This is a genomic window from Klebsiella sp. JN_Kp122 (assembly GCF_040062085.1).
Lineage (GTDB): Bacteria > Pseudomonadota > Gammaproteobacteria > Enterobacterales > Enterobacteriaceae > Klebsiella > Klebsiella aerogenes.
This window is the reverse complement of sequence record NZ_JBEAHW010000021.1, coordinates 71,029-87,143: the sequence shown is the minus strand read 5'-3', so window position 1 is coordinate 87,143 and position 16,115 is coordinate 71,029. Positions and strand designations below refer to the sequence as shown.

The following is a 16,115-nucleotide window of genomic DNA, read 5'->3' as shown; positions in this document are numbered from 1 at the left end:
GCTACTCACTCCTGTTAGGCGTCCCGAAACACGTTCTCGACAATGGCGACCACCGACATCGCTTTGTAGCGGTCTTTATTGAGCGCGAAGTACTCTTCCGCCAGCACGATGTCGTGCATGCCGGCGCCGACGTTATCGACGGCAACCCAGGTCTGGTCTTTCATCGGCTGCTGTTTGTCATCTAAGCGGGTGATCAACAGCAGGTTGCTGCCGCGTAGCTCATCGCATTTCTGCGTGGCGACGACATGGCCGGTTACCTTTGCGAGAATCATCGTTTATCGCCTTATATCAGTGCGTTACTTAGCGAGGCGCTCCAGCACCTGGCGAATAACGCGTTCCACGTTTTGTTCGTTGATTTCACCTTCCATACTGGCGGCGCCTGCGCTGGCGAAACGGTCATCGTTGCCTGCAGTGCGCGCTGGTGCGGGGCTGGCCGGGGCGTTGAAACGCACGTCATCAAGAATGCTGCGCTGCGGATCGCTCGCCGGAGTAACGATGGTCGGCTGTGGTTCAGGGCGGCTGCCCGGCGCGCGAAGCTCGTCAATCGAACGCACGCCATAGCCGACTTTGCGGATATTGAGCAGGTTCATCGGGCCGACGTTGTCGGAGCTGGAGCCGCCGCCGACCGCGCCGCAGCCGAGGGTCAGCGCCGGAGAGATGTTGGTGGTCGCGCCGATCCCGCCGAGCGCCGCCGGAGTATTAATCAGAATGCGGTTGACCGGTTTTTCGAGGCTGAACTGGCGGATGACGTCCTGATTACGGGTGTGGATCACCAGCGTATGGCCGAGTCCTTCGTTGGTCAGCAGCTCCACCACGCGGTGGCAGGCGGCTTTCCAGTCCTCTTCCACGTACAGGCCGAGTACCGGGCACAGTTTTTCGCGCGAGTAGGGGTTTTTCGGCGATACGGTGGTCTGTTCGGCGATCAGTACTTTAGTGCTGGCCGGGACGCAGAATCCCGCCATCTGGCTGAGGTACAGCGCGGTTTTGCCGACCACTTTCGGGTTGATGGTGCCGTTCGGGCGCAGCAGTAGCGCCGCCATTTTCGCCGCCTCATCTTCATTCATGAAGTAGACGCCCTGCGCTTCCAGCTCGCGGTGGACCTCGTCGTAAATGCAGCGTTCGACGATAATCGACTGTTCGGAGGCGCAGATCACGCCATTATCGAAGGTTTTACTGGTGACGATATCTTTCACCGCGTGGTGGATATCGGCGCTGCGTTCGATAAACGCCGGGCCGTTACCCGGGCCGCCGCTGATGGTCGGGGTGCCGGAGGCGTAGGCCGCGCGCACCATGCCTTCGCCGCCGGTGGCGAGGATCAGCGACACGTCTTTGCTGTGCATCAGTTCGGAGGTGGCTTCGAGCGTTAACTGGGTGATGCCGTCGACGCTGCCTGCCGGCGCGCCGGCCGCTTCTGCCGCGCGTTTGACGATTTCAATCGCCTTCCAGCTGCACTGACGCGCGCCCGGATGAGGGGAGAAGATAATGGCGTTGCCGGCCTTGAGGGCGATCAGCGCTTTGTAGATAACCGTAGAGGTTGGGTTAGTTGAGGGGACCAGCGCGCAAATCACGCCGAGCGGCACGCCCACGTCCATCACTTTTTTTACCGGGTCGTCATGAATGATGCCAACGGTCTTCATATCTTTGATGGCGTCGTAGACGCGCAGCGAGGCGAAACGGTTTTTCAGCACTTTGTCCTGCCAGTTGCCAAAACCGGTCTCTTCCGCGGCCATTTTCGCCAGCGCTTCGGCGTGGTGCGCTGCTTCCTGGGCCACGTTTTTCACGATGGCGTCGATTTGCTGTTGCGAAAAGGTGGCCAGAATCGCCTGCGCCTTTTTGGCGTTGCGCACCAGTTCCCGCGCGTTCTGCCGGGATTGCAAATCGTTATCCAGTTCAATCATGAGTCTATCCTTCATCAGACGAAAAGAGTGGAGACGGGGCGCGCCCTGTCAGGTCATGCTTTGTGCTGCGCCGCGATTTTTTCGATGTCGTTATGTGGACGCGCAATGACGCGAGAGCTGACGACTTCGCCGATGCGTTTCGCCGCTTCCACGCCGGAGTCGACCGCCGCGTTGACCGCGCCGACGTCGCCTTTCACCATTGCGGTGACGAGGCCGGAACCGACGTTTTCATAACCGATAAGCTCGACGTTGGCGGCTTTACACATCGCGTCCGCGGCTTCAATGCAGGCCACCAGACCTTTGGTTTCGATAAGACCAAGCGCTTCTTTCATCAGGTTTCTCCGTTAGTCCGCAATTTTGTAATGCGAGACGATTTTGTTGATGTCGTTATGCGGACGGGCGATAACCAGCGAGGTCACCACTTCGCCGATGCGCTGCGCCGATTCCACACCGGAATCCACCGCTGCTTTCACCGCGCCGACGTCGCCTTTCACCATCGCGGTGACCAGGCCGGAGCCGACGTTTTCATAGCCGATAAGCTCGACGTTGGCGGCTTTACACATCGCATCCGCCGCTTCAATGCAGGCCACCAGACCTTTGGTTTCAATCAGACCTAATGCATCACCCATTTGCGTTCTCCTGGCCTTCAGGCCTTGTGTTTAATGACGATTTTGTTGATGTCGTTATGTGGACGCGCGATGACCAGCGAGGTCACCACTTCGCCGATGCGCTGCGCGGATTCCACACCGGAATCCACCGCCGCTTTTACCGCGCCGACGTCGCCTTTCACCATCACGGTGACAAGGCCAGAGCCGACGTTTTCATAGCCGATCAGTTCGACGTTGGCGGCTTTACACATCGCGTCCGCTGCTTCAATACAGGCCACCAGACCTTTGGTTTCGATAAGCCCCAATGCATCACCCATCGTGATTTCCTCCAGAACAGGTTTTGTTATTCGGGAAAACCGTCCGCGTAACGGCATCAACACGCGGAAGCGGCGTTCGGGGTTCACTATAGGGAATGGGGAAAGAAGTGAAATTTAAATCCGTGAGGATGAATATTTTAGGTTTTTACTCTGTGATTTAGCCATATTTAGCCTTCTGTTTATCTGTTCGTTCTGTTTTATGCGTATTTATTTTTATGATGATATGGCGCTTTTTTAGGCTATTTATCGGCGGGAGATGAATGTTAATAAGATGCTAATTACTTGCCAGCGGTTAGTAATATAGCCATGGGATAATTGTGGGTATGCTCATGTTTTGGCGTCGAAGCTAAATGCAAAACGTGCGCTTTTAGCATCGTGGAAAGAGGGGGCAATAATGGCGCGTGAGCGAGGGCGCATTTTCCTCGCGGCGGTACAGGGGGGACGGGTTAGTTAAGCGTGCTGCCGGACTTCAGCGTGCAGATGTAGAGCGGCGAGTTGATAGAACTCAGCAGGATAGCTTTGTCGTTAAGCTTCTGCGCGTTGAGGAACAGGCCATCGTGGCTGTCGGACATCTCGCGCATGAAGTAGTCGAAGATGACATTCGGCGATTCGTCGATGGATGAGGCGCTGGATTCCCATTTTTTAATGCGGTAGTGGCGTTCGGTTGCCGAGATACGTTGGCTGGTGTAGCTGAATTTGACGTAGCGCTGCAGGTAGAGCCAGCCGGCGGCGGAATCGGTATAGCCTTCCACCACCATCGAACCGTTACCGTTGGCGGCAAAATTAAAATGAATATTGCCGTTCACATTCTCTTTTTCCATGTTCTCAAAACGCATGATCGCTTTGGTGGAGCAGCTCATCACGCCGTCGTTGGCATCCGGCAGCAGGCGCCAGGCGCTAAACCCGGCGGCGGCGATAAACGCGAGGGCGGAGAGGGCGAAAAAGGTGCGGGGCGCGAGTCTCATTGCGGCTTCCAGGAGTAGTAAAAGTAGTTATCGCAATAGCTAAATGGGTTGTCTTCGTGCATCGCGCAGTGGGCGAGAAATACCCGGCCCAGGCCGTTAGTCTCCAGCCGGTCGCCGTAGAAGAAAACGAAACGCTCCCCCGGCTTGCAGCTGAGCTTCAGCCGCTGACGCACCTCATCAAAATTCTTACCGTAGGCCGTGGCGGAAACCGAACGCAGCATTTCATCGCTGGCCAGCAGTTCGCACTGGCTGTGGCTCATCAGCGTCAGATTGATTGGCCGGGCGACGTGGGTGCCGGCGAGACTAAATGCCACCAGCAGCAGGGCGATGAGCAGCAGACAGCCGCCGGCCAGATACCAGCACATACCGCGCGCATGTAGAGATGCGGTGGGCGGCGTTGGCGCCACAGCGGGGGCGGCTTCATCAGGCGTAGCGCATGTGAGAACGGCATCGGCGGGCGTCGGCTCGGCGTCGAGCAGTTCGATGCTGAGATCCTGATTTAGCTGCAGCATGCCGCGCGACACGGTGACAATAATGTTATCGATATCGTAGTGGCGAAAGGTTTTGCGCAGCATGCTCAGGTATTGATTGAGATTGCTGTTGGATGAGGTTAAGCCGTTATCGTCCCAGACCTTTTTCAACACTTCATCGCGACTGACAACGCCGGTATGGCGAAGAAAAAAATAGAGCAGCGCGTTGGCGGTAATGGATAGCTGACTATCCGGCTCATTGCCGCCCGGTAATGTTAGGGTGCCGTCCGTTGCGTCATAAATGAGACGGGCATTGATGTTGTAGCGCATCGCGGCCTCACTCTACTCGCTTCACGCGGGAAGCGTCATTTTTGTCAGATCGTTTACCAGCGCCTGGCGGTGTTCGCTGCTCATGGTGCGCCCTTCGGTCAGTTCCGATAACCAGATGCCGTCGGCGGCATAGCGCACCAGCGTGCCGGTCGGGCCGTTATCGAGCGCATCGCCCTGCGCCAGATGATCCAGCATCCAGTCGCGCCAGCATTTTCGCAGCACCGGTTCGTCGGGCATCGCCAGCGACAGCACCATCAGTTGCCGGCTTTCGTGGGTATCCGTCAGCTCCGGGTTGGAGAGATAGCGCAAATAGGCGCGGGTAAAGCGCCCGTAAGCGATGTTATCGGCGGCCATCAGTTCGCTAATCGCCTTTTCCATAATCGCCAACAGCCGGGCGAACAGGGCGAAAATTAGCGCCTGTTTATTGGGAAAATGGTGCATGAGCCCGCCTTTGCTGACGCCAGCTTCGCGGGCGACGGCGTTCAGCGACAGGGCGGCGATACCGTCCCGGCCGGCAATCATCGCCGCCGATTCAAGCAGTTGACGATGCAAACGGACGGGGTCTTTTTTACGATGCTGGGCTTCCATGTTCATGGCCCGGATCATACCGACCAGACGGTATGATTATTCTTGATCGCTATCAATATGAGAGGGCGCTTTGCACGGCGGGATGCGGTTATTGCGTGGAGGCTCACAGATTGACAGTGACCTTCAGCAGATCAGGAAGTTAGCGCGTGCGGTAATAGTGGCCTACACCGCACGCGCGGGGGGTTAATCGACCAGTTCCTTGACGATGTTCATCAGAGCATGGACATCTTGCGGGCGGGTATTGCCGCTTTGCGGATCGATAATGGAGCTGTACACGTGCGGCATGATCTGCGCGACGCCGGCCTGCAGGCAGGTTTGCAGAATCAGCGCAAAGTTATCGAGATCGATGCCCCCGGTGGGCTCAATCAGCGTCATACCGTTTTCTGTCGCGCTTTGGGCGAGCGCTTTCAGCTCCGCCAGCGACTTTTCGCCCCCCATCGGGAAAAATTTAGCCGCGTGCGCGCCCATATCCTGCATCATTCTGACCGCCGCATCGCAGGAAACCTGGGCCGGGATGCCCTTGGCGCTGCGCACGCTGGTGGAAATACGTACTTCACCGGGCGTGCCGCTGGGGCTGACCAGCGCATTAATAAAGGTTTGCTGGCCTCCGGTCGCCGCCAGCGCCCCGGCGGCAAAGCCGCTGCCGGTGAAGGTCTGGTTGACGTGAGCGGGGTGGAGCTTTGCGGCGATCATTGCCGCTTTGTAAAACTGCGCCGGATCGCCGGCGCCGAGACCGACGGAAATAGAAGGCACTTCCGCCATCCAGCGGCGCACTTCTGCAACGCCTTGTTCGACGCTGGTAAATTGCGCCGAGAGTACGCCAATCACCGCGTGCCCTTCGGCGGCTTCATGGATTTCCCGGGCGTTGGCGATGTCCTTGGCCAGTACATTAATCGCCACCCGCTGGCGATAAAAGTTAATCCGCTGCATGTTGCGTAATCTCCTGTAAGCGCGCGACGATGAGCGACATTTCTCCTTCGCCGACGGTGCGGGGGTCAAGGCTAAAATGGCCCTCATGCAGATAGTAGCGGCGGGCGTAAATGGCGATATCGCCGCCGCGTAGCTGAGCTTCGACCTCACGGGCGCTGAGTCCCAGTTCATTGGCGTCGACGCTGACCCGAATGCGCCAGATGGCGCGACCGGCTTCATCCTGTTCGATATCGGCGCACAGGCCGGGTAGCGCGGAAATCGCCTCGGCGAATGGACGCAGCGCGGCGGCGTCAGGCGCCGGCGCCGCCGTCCGGTAACGGTCCAGCGCGTAGACGAGACCGACCATATTCTCTTTGCCGATTTTCATCGCCCGCGCGATACCGTGGTGCTGGGCTTTACAGGCGGCGATCCAGGTGCGCTTGCCGCTAATAAAGCCTGAGGTTGGAGCATTAAAAGCTTTCGCTCCGCTGTAGATAACCATCTCCGCGCCGCTGGCGACCCACTGGCGCAAGTCTTCTTCGGCGGCGGCATCGACGATCAGCGGCAGATTATGCTGGCGAGCGACCTGCACGAAATCGTCAATACCGAGCATGCCTTTCTGCACGCAGTGGTGCGATTTCACATACAGAAGCGCCGCCGTGCGTGCGTTCACCGCGCTCTCCAGCTGCCAGCGCGCCGCCAGATTGCTGGAGCCGACTTCGACAATGCGCCCGCCGCCGAGGCGGATGGCGCTGGTGATTGGCGCGCCGTAATCGACATTATGCCCGCGCAGTATCACTATCTCGTTCGGCCACTGGCTGCTGTCCGGCATCTGCGCCACCTTTTCCGGCTCGCCGCGGGTGATCGCCGCCGCGACGGCGATAGCGATACCGGCGGAGGCGCAGGAGGTGATATAGCTGTCTTCCGCGCCGGTGTGGGCGGAAATCAGCTCGCCCGCACGGTCGGTTAATTTATCGATTTCGACGAAGGCCCCCGCCGCCTGCGCGGTGGCCTGCATCACTTGCGGGTCGACGGCGGACACGCCGAGGATGGTCATTTTGCCGCAGGCGTTAATCACCCGTTTTAAGCCCAGTTGCTGGTAGATATTGCCGTTCATGATTTACAGCACTCCCAACAGCGAGCAGACGATGCTGATAGCAACGATTGACAGTAAAATGGTGGTGTAGCGCGGCCCTTTTTTCAGTAAGTAGAAATAGATAGCGAACACTGCCGCCAGCGGCAGCAGGCCGGGGGCAATCGAGTCGAGGATCTGCTGGACCACCACTTCCGAGCCTTTAAGCGCGCTGATTTTCAGCGGGGTGGTGATTTTGACGTAGCTTGCCGACAGCGCGCCCATCATGATGAGACCCAGCACGTTGGCGCCGTAAATCAATTCTTTAATTCGCCCCCCTTGCAGCAGGCCGATAATGGAGTCACGGCCCAGGGTGTAGCCTTTATGCACCAGTCCGTAGCTTATCGCCATGGTGATCGCCGGGTAGAGGATCAGCGGGGCGATCCCGCCGAACGCGCTGCCGCTGGCGGCGAAGGGGATGAAAATGGCAATCAGCAACGGCATCACCGCGGCCCAGATAATCGAGTCGCCCATCCCGGCCAGCGGCCCCATCAGGCCGGTTTTGATCCCGGTGATTGAAGCATCGCTGATCGGCTCGCCGCGGGTTTTCTGCTCTTCCATGGCGATGGAGATACCCTGGATAACCGAGCCGAAAGTTTGCTCCGAGTTAAAGAAGTTCAGGTGGCGTTTGAGCGCCTCGGCCTGCTCCTCTTTTCCCGGGTACAGCTTTTTGATGATGGGCGTCATTGAGGCGCAGAAAATCAGGCTCTGCAGACGTTCGTAGGAGCTGGATACCTCCGCCCCCAGCCAGTAAATCAGCCAGGCCTTGGTGATATCGGCTTTGCTCAGCGCCTGGGTTTCGCGGGCGCGTTCAACCAGTTCATGTTCCATTACATCGCTACTCATCATGCAGCTCCTTCATTTTTGGCCAGGCCTTTAATCAGGAAGGCGACGCAGGTGCCGAAAATCGCCATCGCCATGATGTCCACCTTCAGGTAGAGCACCGCGAAAAATCCGCCGATAAACCACGGCAGCAGGCTCTTTTTGCCGATCACCATGATGGTGATGGCAAAGCCCAGCGCCGGCAGGATTCCGCCCATAATTTCAAACGAGTGGGTCAGCCAGTGCGGCATCAGTTTGAGGAATTTTTCCACTACGCTTTGGCCAAAGTAGTTGGCGGCGAAGACCACCGGGAAGCGCAGCACCAGCCCCAGCAGAGCCGGATAGATAAAGGCGCAGCGCATGATGCCCGCCATGTTGGCGCTTTCGGCGTGTTTGTCGGCCATATGCACCCACGCGGCGTTGAGCGTGCGGCGCAGCTGATCGAGGAATACCCCGATGACGCCAAACGGGATTGCCAGCGCGATCGCCAGGTTGGGCTCCATCCCGGCCTTCACGGCGATCGGAATGGCGATACAGGCGGCCAGCGCCGGGTCCGACGGCACGTTGCCGCCAGGCGTGGAGGTCACTCCAAGATAGACCAGCTGCATACCCGCGCCGATGATCATCGCGGTTTTCATATCGCCCAGCAGCAGGCCGACGAATACGGCGATCACCACGGGCTGCAGCAACATGGCGGAGAAGGTATAGCCTAAACGTAATCGGGCGAACCAGTAATACAACCCCATCAGGCTCGCAAAAAGTAAGGTATCCATAGTTTTTTACCTTTTTATCAACTGGTTAGAATTTTTTCAGGATGTCGTCCAGTGACTGTGGTTTATCTTCCGGGATGGTCTGAAAGAACACCTGAATGCCGCTATCCTTCAGAGCGCCGAGGATGCCGACATCTTTTTCATCAAGGGTGATGTTCTGGAACACGGCCTTGCGGTTCGGCCCGCCGCCCAGCCCGCCAACCTGAATCGTCTGCACGTCAAAGCCCAACTGGACGGCTTCCTGAACGGCCGACAGCGACGGGAACAGCACCAGCACATTGCCATCGCCGAGCTGATTCTCTTTCCAGGCGGCGGCGAAGCTGGCGTTGCCGTAACAGTCGACTTTGATGTTCGGCGGCGCGGCCATTAAATAGATATTTTTCATAAACGGATCGGCATCCAGCTCGTCGCTGACCACGGCGATACGATTGGCCTGCGACTGGCCGACCCATTTGGTGACGACCTGACCGTGGATCAGACGGCTATCGATACGACATAAAACGATTTTTGCCATGATGGGTTCCTTAAGAGGTTAACTGGTTCACGTGGGCGACAACGTCGCGGCAGCTGCTGCGTCCGGCTTCGACCAGCGCATCAACGCAGCCGGTGAGCGGACCCTGTTCGCGCAGATCCAACGCCTCTAGCAGCAGCGAGGCGTTGAGCCCGCAGACGACGGCGATGGGGTAATCCGCGCTCAGGCGCGCGGCGACGTTGGAGGTGGTGCCGCCGAGAAAATCGGTCAAAATCAGCGATCCTGCTGGCATCGCTTGCACGGCCGCTTCGACGCGCTGATAAAACTCGCCGAGGGTATCGACCGGCATAAGCGCGATTTCGCTGACGCCGGCGATTTCGCCGGTCACCATGCGCAGACTGTCGCAAAGTTGCGTGCCCCAGCCGCCGTGCGTCAGCAGCAGAATCTGGGGTAACTGGGTGGTAGGTTCAGTGGATGACAAAGTGGCCTCCTGGCGCCGAATCGTTGACGCACTAATAAGAGCAAAGCGCGTGCCACAATTTGTGTCATCTACCAAAGAGGAAAGGGCTGGCGGGCCGCAAAGCCGCGCCAGAACAGGCGTTAACTAAATAATAATTCGTAGATATAAATGTACTCGGCATCGGATAAACGGATGGCATAGGCCTCTTCAACCGGATGGAAAGCCGATTTGATGACACTAAATGCCTGAGCGTCCATATCCGGCCGCGTTTCCAGCGCCATTTGTAACGGTTTACGGTTAATCACGATACGCTCGACCATACAGCAGCAGTGGATCAGAAAGCGTAGTGTCACCTGGCGGTTAGGCGCGATGGCCAGCGTGTTCCTGAGATGGTTCAGGATCCCTTCCATTTCTTTTAATATGCGCTGCGGATTGAGCACCGAAATATGGTTGATAATGCTTTCCATGGTCAGGGCGCTGATAAACCGTGAAGCGCTGCGCTCCATCTCCAGACGACGTTCACTGCTGGACAAATCGGGGGTCAGCAGGCTGAGCACCAGCTCCGGCCCCTGCTCGGAAAACAGCTCCTCCAGCGAGATAAACGGGATATCGGGCAGCCCCGGCTGGAATGTCCCGACAATACCCGCCAGCCGTTCATGCGCCCTGATCGCCTGCTGCAGGCGCTCCGGGCTGCGAACTTCGTTGTAATCGAGGATAACCATCCGGGTATCCTGCGACATCAGCTCGCCAAAGCTCTCCTCCAGCACCTTTTTGATTTTTTCCGCCGTGCCCATGCCGGTAATGCAGGAGATAACCAGCACCTTGCCGGCGTTCTCCTGCTGCGGCGTGCATAGCTGGCTGGCGATACCTTTTTCCTGCATCAGATTGACCAACCGCGGCAGGTCGCCGGTTTCGTAGCTGAGATCGAGACCGATCTCCAGTAGGCTGGTCAGGGTGATATTCGGCATCAGCAGGACATCGATCTGGAACAGTTTGCTGATGGTGCTACCGAAATGAACCAGCGATCCGATGTCTACCATCAGGATCAGCCGCTGCCAGCCTTTGCTGTGGATCAACTGGATCAGCTTTTCCAGCGTATCGTGCACCGATTGTTCGAACGGCATGTCGATAGCGTTGAACAATTCGCGCTCCAGCACCCGATTGACGTACTGCGCCATGCTGGTGGCGGTGGTGGCGCCATGGGCTATGAGGATCGCCCCGCAGTCCGGGCTGGCGTTGATGCGCTGGCGGTAATGGCGGCACTCTTTGAGGAACAGGCACAGCCAGACCACCTCGGTGGCCGGGCACTGGATATGCAGCAGATCGTTGATCTTCTTGCACAACAGAGTGGCGTTATCGTATTCATCTTTGCAGCGATCGAGGATCAGGCTCGAAGAGTATAACTGCGGGATCAGGCCGCGTTGTACGTAGCTGATGAGAGCGAGAAAGTGTTTACGCAGCGGGTTGACCAGGTTTTCCGGCAGGACGAAGCCGAGTACCTGCTCAACGTAACCGATCAGCAGATCCACCCGCTCTTCAATCCGATCGCCATAGCGCGGGGCATGGCTGGCGTTATCGCGGCTATAGAGGCCATATTCAAAAATCGAGCTGAGCTTATTTTTAAGGATCGCCAGCGTCTCGGCGGGCGGCACGTTGCTGTTGCGCAGGTTAACGTACTCGCGGGTCAGGAAACTGTAGAACAGGTCGCTCTCCTCGACGCTGTCATCGGCTGCCGGGCTTTTCAACTGCGGTAGCGTGCGGGCGTCGATATTCAGTAGGTTGCGGCCATTAAACAGCGCATCGACCAGCTGTCGTTGCTCCGGCGTGGCATTGATCGGGCCGTCCGCCAGTTTGCTATCCAGTAGCAATACTTCGTTATGGGCCGCCATCCCCGAGGCCCATGCCTGGGCGCACAAAAACTGGATATCGCTTTTGAGCTGGCCGATATTGCCTTCCAGCGGCTTATTCAACAGCCACAGCAGCAAGGGTTTATCTACGCTTACCGTGCGTTCGATCTTGCGGCTTTCACGCTGTAAAAAGCCGATGATCAGCTCAATCTGCTCTTCTACCGAACGCTGGCGAATACCGGGTAGATCGATGGTGACCTGAATACGGCGCTGAAAGGTGCGTAATAGCGATGAACTGATGGGCTCGGTGGTGGCGCAAATCAGACGTACGGCGATATTGCGCGCTGGGCCGCTGGCGCCGAGCGGGCGATATTCGCCTTTATCCAGCAGCGAGAAGAGCTTTTCCTGCCCTTCATAGGGCAGGCGATGCACTTCATCCAGCAGCAGATAGCCACCGTCGGCCTGCTCGATCAACCCGCTTTTGTTTTCCGTCGCCCCGGTAAAGGCGCCCTGACGGTGGCCAAAGAGATGCGATGACAGCAGCTCCGGGTTGTTGGCGTATTCCGCGCAGTTGAAGTAGACCAGCGGCGGCCGTTTTTCACCGGCATGCTCGCAGGCGTAGCGGTGCATCAGTTCGGCAAAAAAGGTTTTGCCGACCCCGGAAGGGCCGGTCAGCAGGACGTGCAGGCCGTGGGGATACAATACCGCGGCTTTCCCTTTTTCCACGGCATCGTGCAGGCTGCGATCGTGGCCGATCAGCATGGCGAACGGGTCGACAGCCTCATTGTTATCTTGTGGCTGCGGCAGGAGAGCGGCGAGCGTTGCCGGCTCGCGTTCGCTTTCCGTCAGCGTACGGTCGAGCAGCGTTTCCGTCGTCCGGCGATGTAAAAAGAACACCGGGCGGCCGCGCGTTTTAATCACCAGCCCGTCGCTCCACAGCTGATTGAGATCTTTACTCACCGAGTTGCGCGCCAGCCCGAGGTTAAAGCCGATTTGCTCTGCGGTGAAGGCGTTCGAGCCCCTGGCTAAATCCTCCAGCGTCACGGCCTGGCTCAGCCTCTCCAGCTCCCGCAGTACTATCTCAATACGTCTCATCTCATTACCGGGTTGTTCAATGTCGATAGTTGAGAACATACACTATTACGCGGCGTCAGAAAGAGACCGGGGGCGAAGTTGCCGGTCCTTAGCGGCCAGCAGGATGTCCTTTCGCTGCCACAATGGTGGTTTAGGGTGGGATTGGGTATGGTTAGCGCATCTCACCGGAGGAACAGATATGTTGAGCGGATTAAATCATCTGACCCTGGCGGTCAGCCAGCTGGCGCCGAGCGTGGCGTTTTATCATCAGCTACTCGGCATGACGCTGCACGCGCGCTGGGATAGCGGCGCGTATCTTTCCTGCGGCGATCTGTGGCTGTGCCTGTCGCTGGATCCGCAGCGGCGCGTCACTCCGCCGGAGGAGAGCGACTACACCCATTATGCGTTTAGCATCAGCGAGGCGGATTTCGCCAGCTTTGCCGCCCGTCTTGAGGTCGCTGGCGTAGCGGTATGGAAGCTAAACCGTAGCGAAGGCGAATCGCACTATTTCCTCGACCCCGACGGCCACAAGCTGGAGCTACATGTTGGCAACCTCGCCCAGCGCCTGGCCGCCTGCCGCGAGCAGCCGTATAAGGGGATGGTGTTTTTTGGCGAGTGATAGAGAGGCTCCCGGAGGCGGCGCTTGCCGCGCCTTTTCGGGGCTACCGGCCCGTAAACGGCTGTGAACCAGTAGCCCCGCTAAGCGCAGCGCGAGCGGGGAAATACTCAGGGGCGTCGGGCCCGCAAATAGCGGCGAGCCCGACGCCCAGTGATGTTTACCCTTCCAGATTCAGCTCCACGTTGCGCTTAAGCACCAGACGCATAATGGCGTAATAGACCACGCCGACGGCCAGCCAGCTCAGGCCGAGCACTTTGGCTTCAACATCCATCTCATAAATGACAAAGCCGATAATGCACAGCCCAATCACCGGGAAGAGCAGGTGCATCACCAGATTGCGCGACTTTTGGCGGATCAGATAGTGGTTGATCACCGCCACGTGCAGCACCAAGAAGCCCATCAGCGCGCCGAAGTTCACCAGCCGACTGAGGTTGTCGATATCGCCGTAGAACCAGAGACCGGAAACCAGTGAAATCAGCGCGACAAATAAGGTACTGACATACGGGGTTTTCAGGCGTGGATGCACCTTCGCCAGCAGCTGCGGGAGCTGCTTATCGCGGGCCATCGCAAACAAGATGCGTGAAACCGCCGCCTGGGCAACCAGCGCGTTGGCGATCCCCCAGGAAATCACCGTGGACCACATGGTGACGTATTTCAGCCATTGGCCGCCGGCCAGATTGGCGGTGTCGTAGAACGCGGTATCGAGGCTGCCAAATTTCATACCCTGCGCCAGATCCGCGGCAATCCAGGTCTGGACAATGAACAGCGTCCCCACCAGCATCAGGGCGCCTAACGAGGCCTTGCCGACGGTATCGACGCCGCCTTTGGTTTCTTCCGACAGCGTCGATATACCATCGAAGCCGAGGAAAGAGAGTACGGCAATCGAGACTGCGCCCATCACCAGCGGCAGGCTGAATTTATCGGCATTAAACAAGGGGTCGAGCGTCAGGTGGCCTGCCCCGGCTCCGGAATAAAGTGCAATAAATCCCAGCACCACAAAAATCGCGAGGACCACGATTTCAGCAACCAAAATGGTATTATTCGCTCGCGCGGTAAAGGTAATGCCGCGTAAGTTAATCAGGCTGTTAATCGCGATAAAGCCGATAATCCAGACCCAGCCCGGAACGCCCGGCAGCATCGGCCCCAGCGCCGCCGCGCTGACGATATACAGCAGCGATGGCACCAGAATGTAGTCCAGCAATATCAGCCAGCCGGCAAAAAAGCCGACGATAGGGTGTATTCCGCGCTGAGCGTAAGCGTATACCGAACCGGAAACCGGGAATGCGCGCGACATCGACCAGTAACTCATGGCGGTGAAAAACATTGCCACCATGCCGATCAGATAAGCCAGCGCCACCATGCCCTGCGCGCCATCCCAGACGTAGCCGAAGACGCCGAAAGGGGCGATGGGCACCATAAAAATCATGCCGTAAACCAGCAGATCGCGGAAGGTCAGCGCTCGATGGAGCTCCTGTTTATAGCCGAACTGTTCAACGCTCATGCTTGCCCCCATCAATCGACAGAGAAAGCTGTTTGGCGACCGTTTTCGGCAGCGCGTAGCGGCAGGTTTTCAGCGGATCAACGACCTGGCAAATTTGTAGGTCTCCGGCGATGCTCAGCACGTTGATCGCCTCAGCCAGCGTTAATGCGGTATTGTCGGCGATGAAATGGGCCATATTACGTGCCGCAAGGGCTGCCGCATCGTCTAGGGTAACGGCGGAGGCGAGGGTGAAAATCGTTTCGTTGTTTTCCAGCATCGGTAAGGGTAGCTGACGGTTTTTAACAACGGTTAACTCGACGAGGACTTCGCCCGGTACTTCCAGACCGCAGACAGACACTTCGCCATCCCCCATCGCGGCGTGCAAATCACCCAGCCCGAATAGCGCGCCGGGCACGTTGACCGGCAACCACAGCGTGCTGCCGGCGGCGATCATTTTGCAGTCCATATTGCCGCCGTGACTATCCGGCGTGCCGCAGGATATGGGTTCTCCTGCTGGAGCAACGCCAATGACGCCGATCATCGGCTTCAATGGCACGCGCACGTTCCCCGGGAGGACCGCATGATCCTCGACGATTGGGACGATGGTGACCGTGGGCTCATGCAGTTCATCACCAATGACGCCGAGCTGCGGCGCGGTCACCATCACCGCCTGTTGAGCCGTCAGGGTGATGCGTTTGATGCTGACTTTTAAGCAATCGCCCGGCTCTGCGCCTTCAATAAAGACGGGGCCGGTCGCCGGGTTAATGCGCTGCCAGTCCAGTTCATTAAAGACGGCATCGGCTGAGGTGATTTGATCGGAGAAGCAGTCGCAGGTTTCGAATAATACTTCACTTCCACTGTTGACGGTGGCGAAAGGAACGTTATCGCGCGACATGGCGTAAACCACCCGATCTTTGGTTATTTTCATTAGATTCATCCCGGTAATATTGTTGTGTTTTTTTATTTGGTATTTCCCGTCGGGGAAAGGGTGAATGTATCGGGAATATCGCAGGAAGGCAATTATGAGTGGCCTAAGAGTGTTTGCGGTGATTATTATTTAAAATCAAAATTTTATACTTGGTTGTATTAAATATAATAAAGTGGTGTATCTAATGTTTTTTTGTTTATTGTCTTATTCACTATAGCTAATTTCCTGATTTTTACTGCTCACCTGCTTATTTTGCAGCATATTATGCCAAGTATAATTAAATTGGCGATCCGCGAGATACACCCATAGTAATTATCAATAACTCTTACTATTTTCGCCAGCACTTCGACTGAGCAGAGAAGAAGATAGCAATCTCTTGCCTGGCAACGAGCTGGCGCAGGGTGATAAACCCATCGCTCCGGTGAG

The 16,115-nt window shown here is 57.4% G+C and carries 18 protein-coding genes; 1 reads left to right on the top strand and 17 read right to left on the bottom strand.

The genetic code is table 11. From position 1 onward, the window contains the following. Positions 1-14: 14 nt before the first annotated feature. The 15 genes from ABLU78_RS10220 to dagR all read right to left on the bottom strand — a co-directional run bounded on the left by ABLU78_RS10220 (position 15) and on the right by dagR (position 12,683). Entirely contained in the window at positions 15-272 is a 258-nt protein-coding gene (locus ABLU78_RS10220) for a EutN/CcmL family microcompartment protein (protein WP_015368471.1), read from the bottom strand. Between the two features lie 24 nt (positions 273-296). Beyond that, entirely contained in the window at positions 297-1,898 is a 1,602-nt protein-coding gene (locus tag ABLU78_RS10215; RefSeq protein ID WP_048230051.1) for an acetaldehyde dehydrogenase (acetylating), read from the bottom strand. A gap of 53 nt (positions 1,899-1,951) precedes the next feature. Continuing rightward, a complete protein-coding gene (locus ABLU78_RS10210) occupies positions 1,952-2,230 on the bottom strand; it encodes a BMC domain-containing protein (RefSeq protein WP_004146125.1) in 279 nt (92 codons plus the stop codon). 12 nt (positions 2,231-2,242) lie between these two features. Beyond that, a complete protein-coding gene (locus ABLU78_RS10205; protein ID WP_002442227.1) occupies positions 2,243-2,527 on the bottom strand; it encodes a BMC domain-containing protein in 285 nt (94 codons plus the stop codon). Positions 2,528-2,544: 17 nt separating this feature from the next. Further along, positions 2,545-2,823, bottom strand: coding sequence for a BMC domain-containing protein (locus ABLU78_RS10200; protein WP_012542984.1), 279 nt, complete (start codon positions 2,821-2,823; stop codon positions 2,545-2,547). 446 nt (positions 2,824-3,269) lie between these two features. After that, positions 3,270-3,788 carry a FidL-like protein gene (locus ABLU78_RS10195; protein WP_023322003.1) on the bottom strand — a complete coding sequence of 173 codons (519 nt, stop codon included), beginning with the start codon at positions 3,786-3,788 and terminating at the stop codon, positions 3,270-3,272. Next, positions 3,785-4,588 (bottom strand): winged helix-turn-helix domain-containing protein, encoded by an 804-nt coding sequence (locus ABLU78_RS10190; protein WP_048230054.1) that lies wholly within the window; start codon positions 4,586-4,588, stop codon positions 3,785-3,787. The genes ABLU78_RS10195 and ABLU78_RS10190 overlap by 4 nt, the downstream gene beginning before the upstream one ends. A gap of 21 nt (positions 4,589-4,609) precedes the next feature. Next, on the bottom strand, positions 4,610-5,194 hold the full coding sequence (locus ABLU78_RS10185; RefSeq protein ID WP_015704263.1) for a TetR/AcrR family transcriptional regulator: 585 nt from the start codon (positions 5,192-5,194) through the stop codon (positions 4,610-4,612). 165 nt (positions 5,195-5,359) lie between these two features. Next, positions 5,360-6,106 carry a 2-dehydro-3-deoxy-phosphogluconate aldolase gene (locus tag ABLU78_RS10180; protein WP_048230055.1) on the bottom strand — a complete coding sequence of 249 codons (747 nt, stop codon included), beginning with the start codon at positions 6,104-6,106 and terminating at the stop codon, positions 5,360-5,362. Beyond that, a complete protein-coding gene (locus ABLU78_RS10175) occupies positions 6,093-7,202 on the bottom strand; it encodes a DgaE family pyridoxal phosphate-dependent ammonia lyase (RefSeq protein ID WP_048230058.1) in 1,110 nt (369 codons plus the stop codon). The genes ABLU78_RS10180 and ABLU78_RS10175 overlap by 14 nt, the downstream gene beginning before the upstream one ends. A gap of 3 nt (positions 7,203-7,205) precedes the next feature. Further along, a complete protein-coding gene (locus tag ABLU78_RS10170; RefSeq protein ID WP_015368464.1) occupies positions 7,206-8,066 on the bottom strand; it encodes a PTS system mannose/fructose/sorbose family transporter subunit IID in 861 nt (286 codons plus the stop codon). Then, positions 8,063-8,812, bottom strand: a complete 750-nt coding sequence (locus tag ABLU78_RS10165) for a PTS sugar transporter subunit IIC (RefSeq protein ID WP_015368463.1) — start codon at positions 8,810-8,812, stop codon at positions 8,063-8,065. The genes ABLU78_RS10170 and ABLU78_RS10165 overlap by 4 nt, the downstream gene beginning before the upstream one ends. A gap of 25 nt (positions 8,813-8,837) precedes the next feature. Continuing rightward, positions 8,838-9,323 (bottom strand): PTS system mannose/fructose/N-acetylgalactosamine-transporter subunit IIB, encoded by a 486-nt coding sequence (locus tag ABLU78_RS10160; protein ID WP_015368462.1) that lies wholly within the window; start codon positions 9,321-9,323, stop codon positions 8,838-8,840. A 10-nt stretch (positions 9,324-9,333) separates the two neighbouring features. Further along, positions 9,334-9,762 (bottom strand): PTS fructose transporter subunit IIA, encoded by a 429-nt coding sequence (locus tag ABLU78_RS10155; RefSeq protein ID WP_020079721.1) that lies wholly within the window; start codon positions 9,760-9,762, stop codon positions 9,334-9,336. Between the two features lie 119 nt (positions 9,763-9,881). Further along, the gene (gene dagR, locus ABLU78_RS10150; RefSeq protein ID WP_048230059.1) at positions 9,882-12,683 is read right to left on the bottom strand and encodes a transcriptional regulator DagR; all 2,802 of its coding nucleotides are present in this window, start codon (positions 12,681-12,683) and stop codon (positions 9,882-9,884) included. A gap of 178 nt (positions 12,684-12,861) precedes the next feature. Between dagR and fosA the strand changes: the two genes are divergently transcribed. Further along, positions 12,862-13,281, top strand: coding sequence for a FosA5 family fosfomycin resistance glutathione transferase (gene fosA, locus ABLU78_RS10145; protein WP_015704268.1), 420 nt, complete (start codon positions 12,862-12,864; stop codon positions 13,279-13,281). Between the two features lie 157 nt (positions 13,282-13,438). On the opposite strand, the gene ABLU78_RS10140 is transcribed toward fosA, so the two are convergent. Together ABLU78_RS10140 and ABLU78_RS10135 are read right to left on the bottom strand one after the other, a co-directional pair. Continuing rightward, positions 13,439-14,782 (bottom strand): APC family permease, encoded by a 1,344-nt coding sequence (locus ABLU78_RS10140; RefSeq protein WP_048230060.1) that lies wholly within the window; start codon positions 14,780-14,782, stop codon positions 13,439-13,441. Beyond that, positions 14,772-15,689, bottom strand: a complete 918-nt coding sequence (locus ABLU78_RS10135) for an acetamidase/formamidase family protein (RefSeq protein WP_015704270.1) — start codon at positions 15,687-15,689, stop codon at positions 14,772-14,774. The genes ABLU78_RS10140 and ABLU78_RS10135 overlap by 11 nt, the downstream gene beginning before the upstream one ends. Positions 15,690-16,115 lie beyond the last annotated feature (426 nt).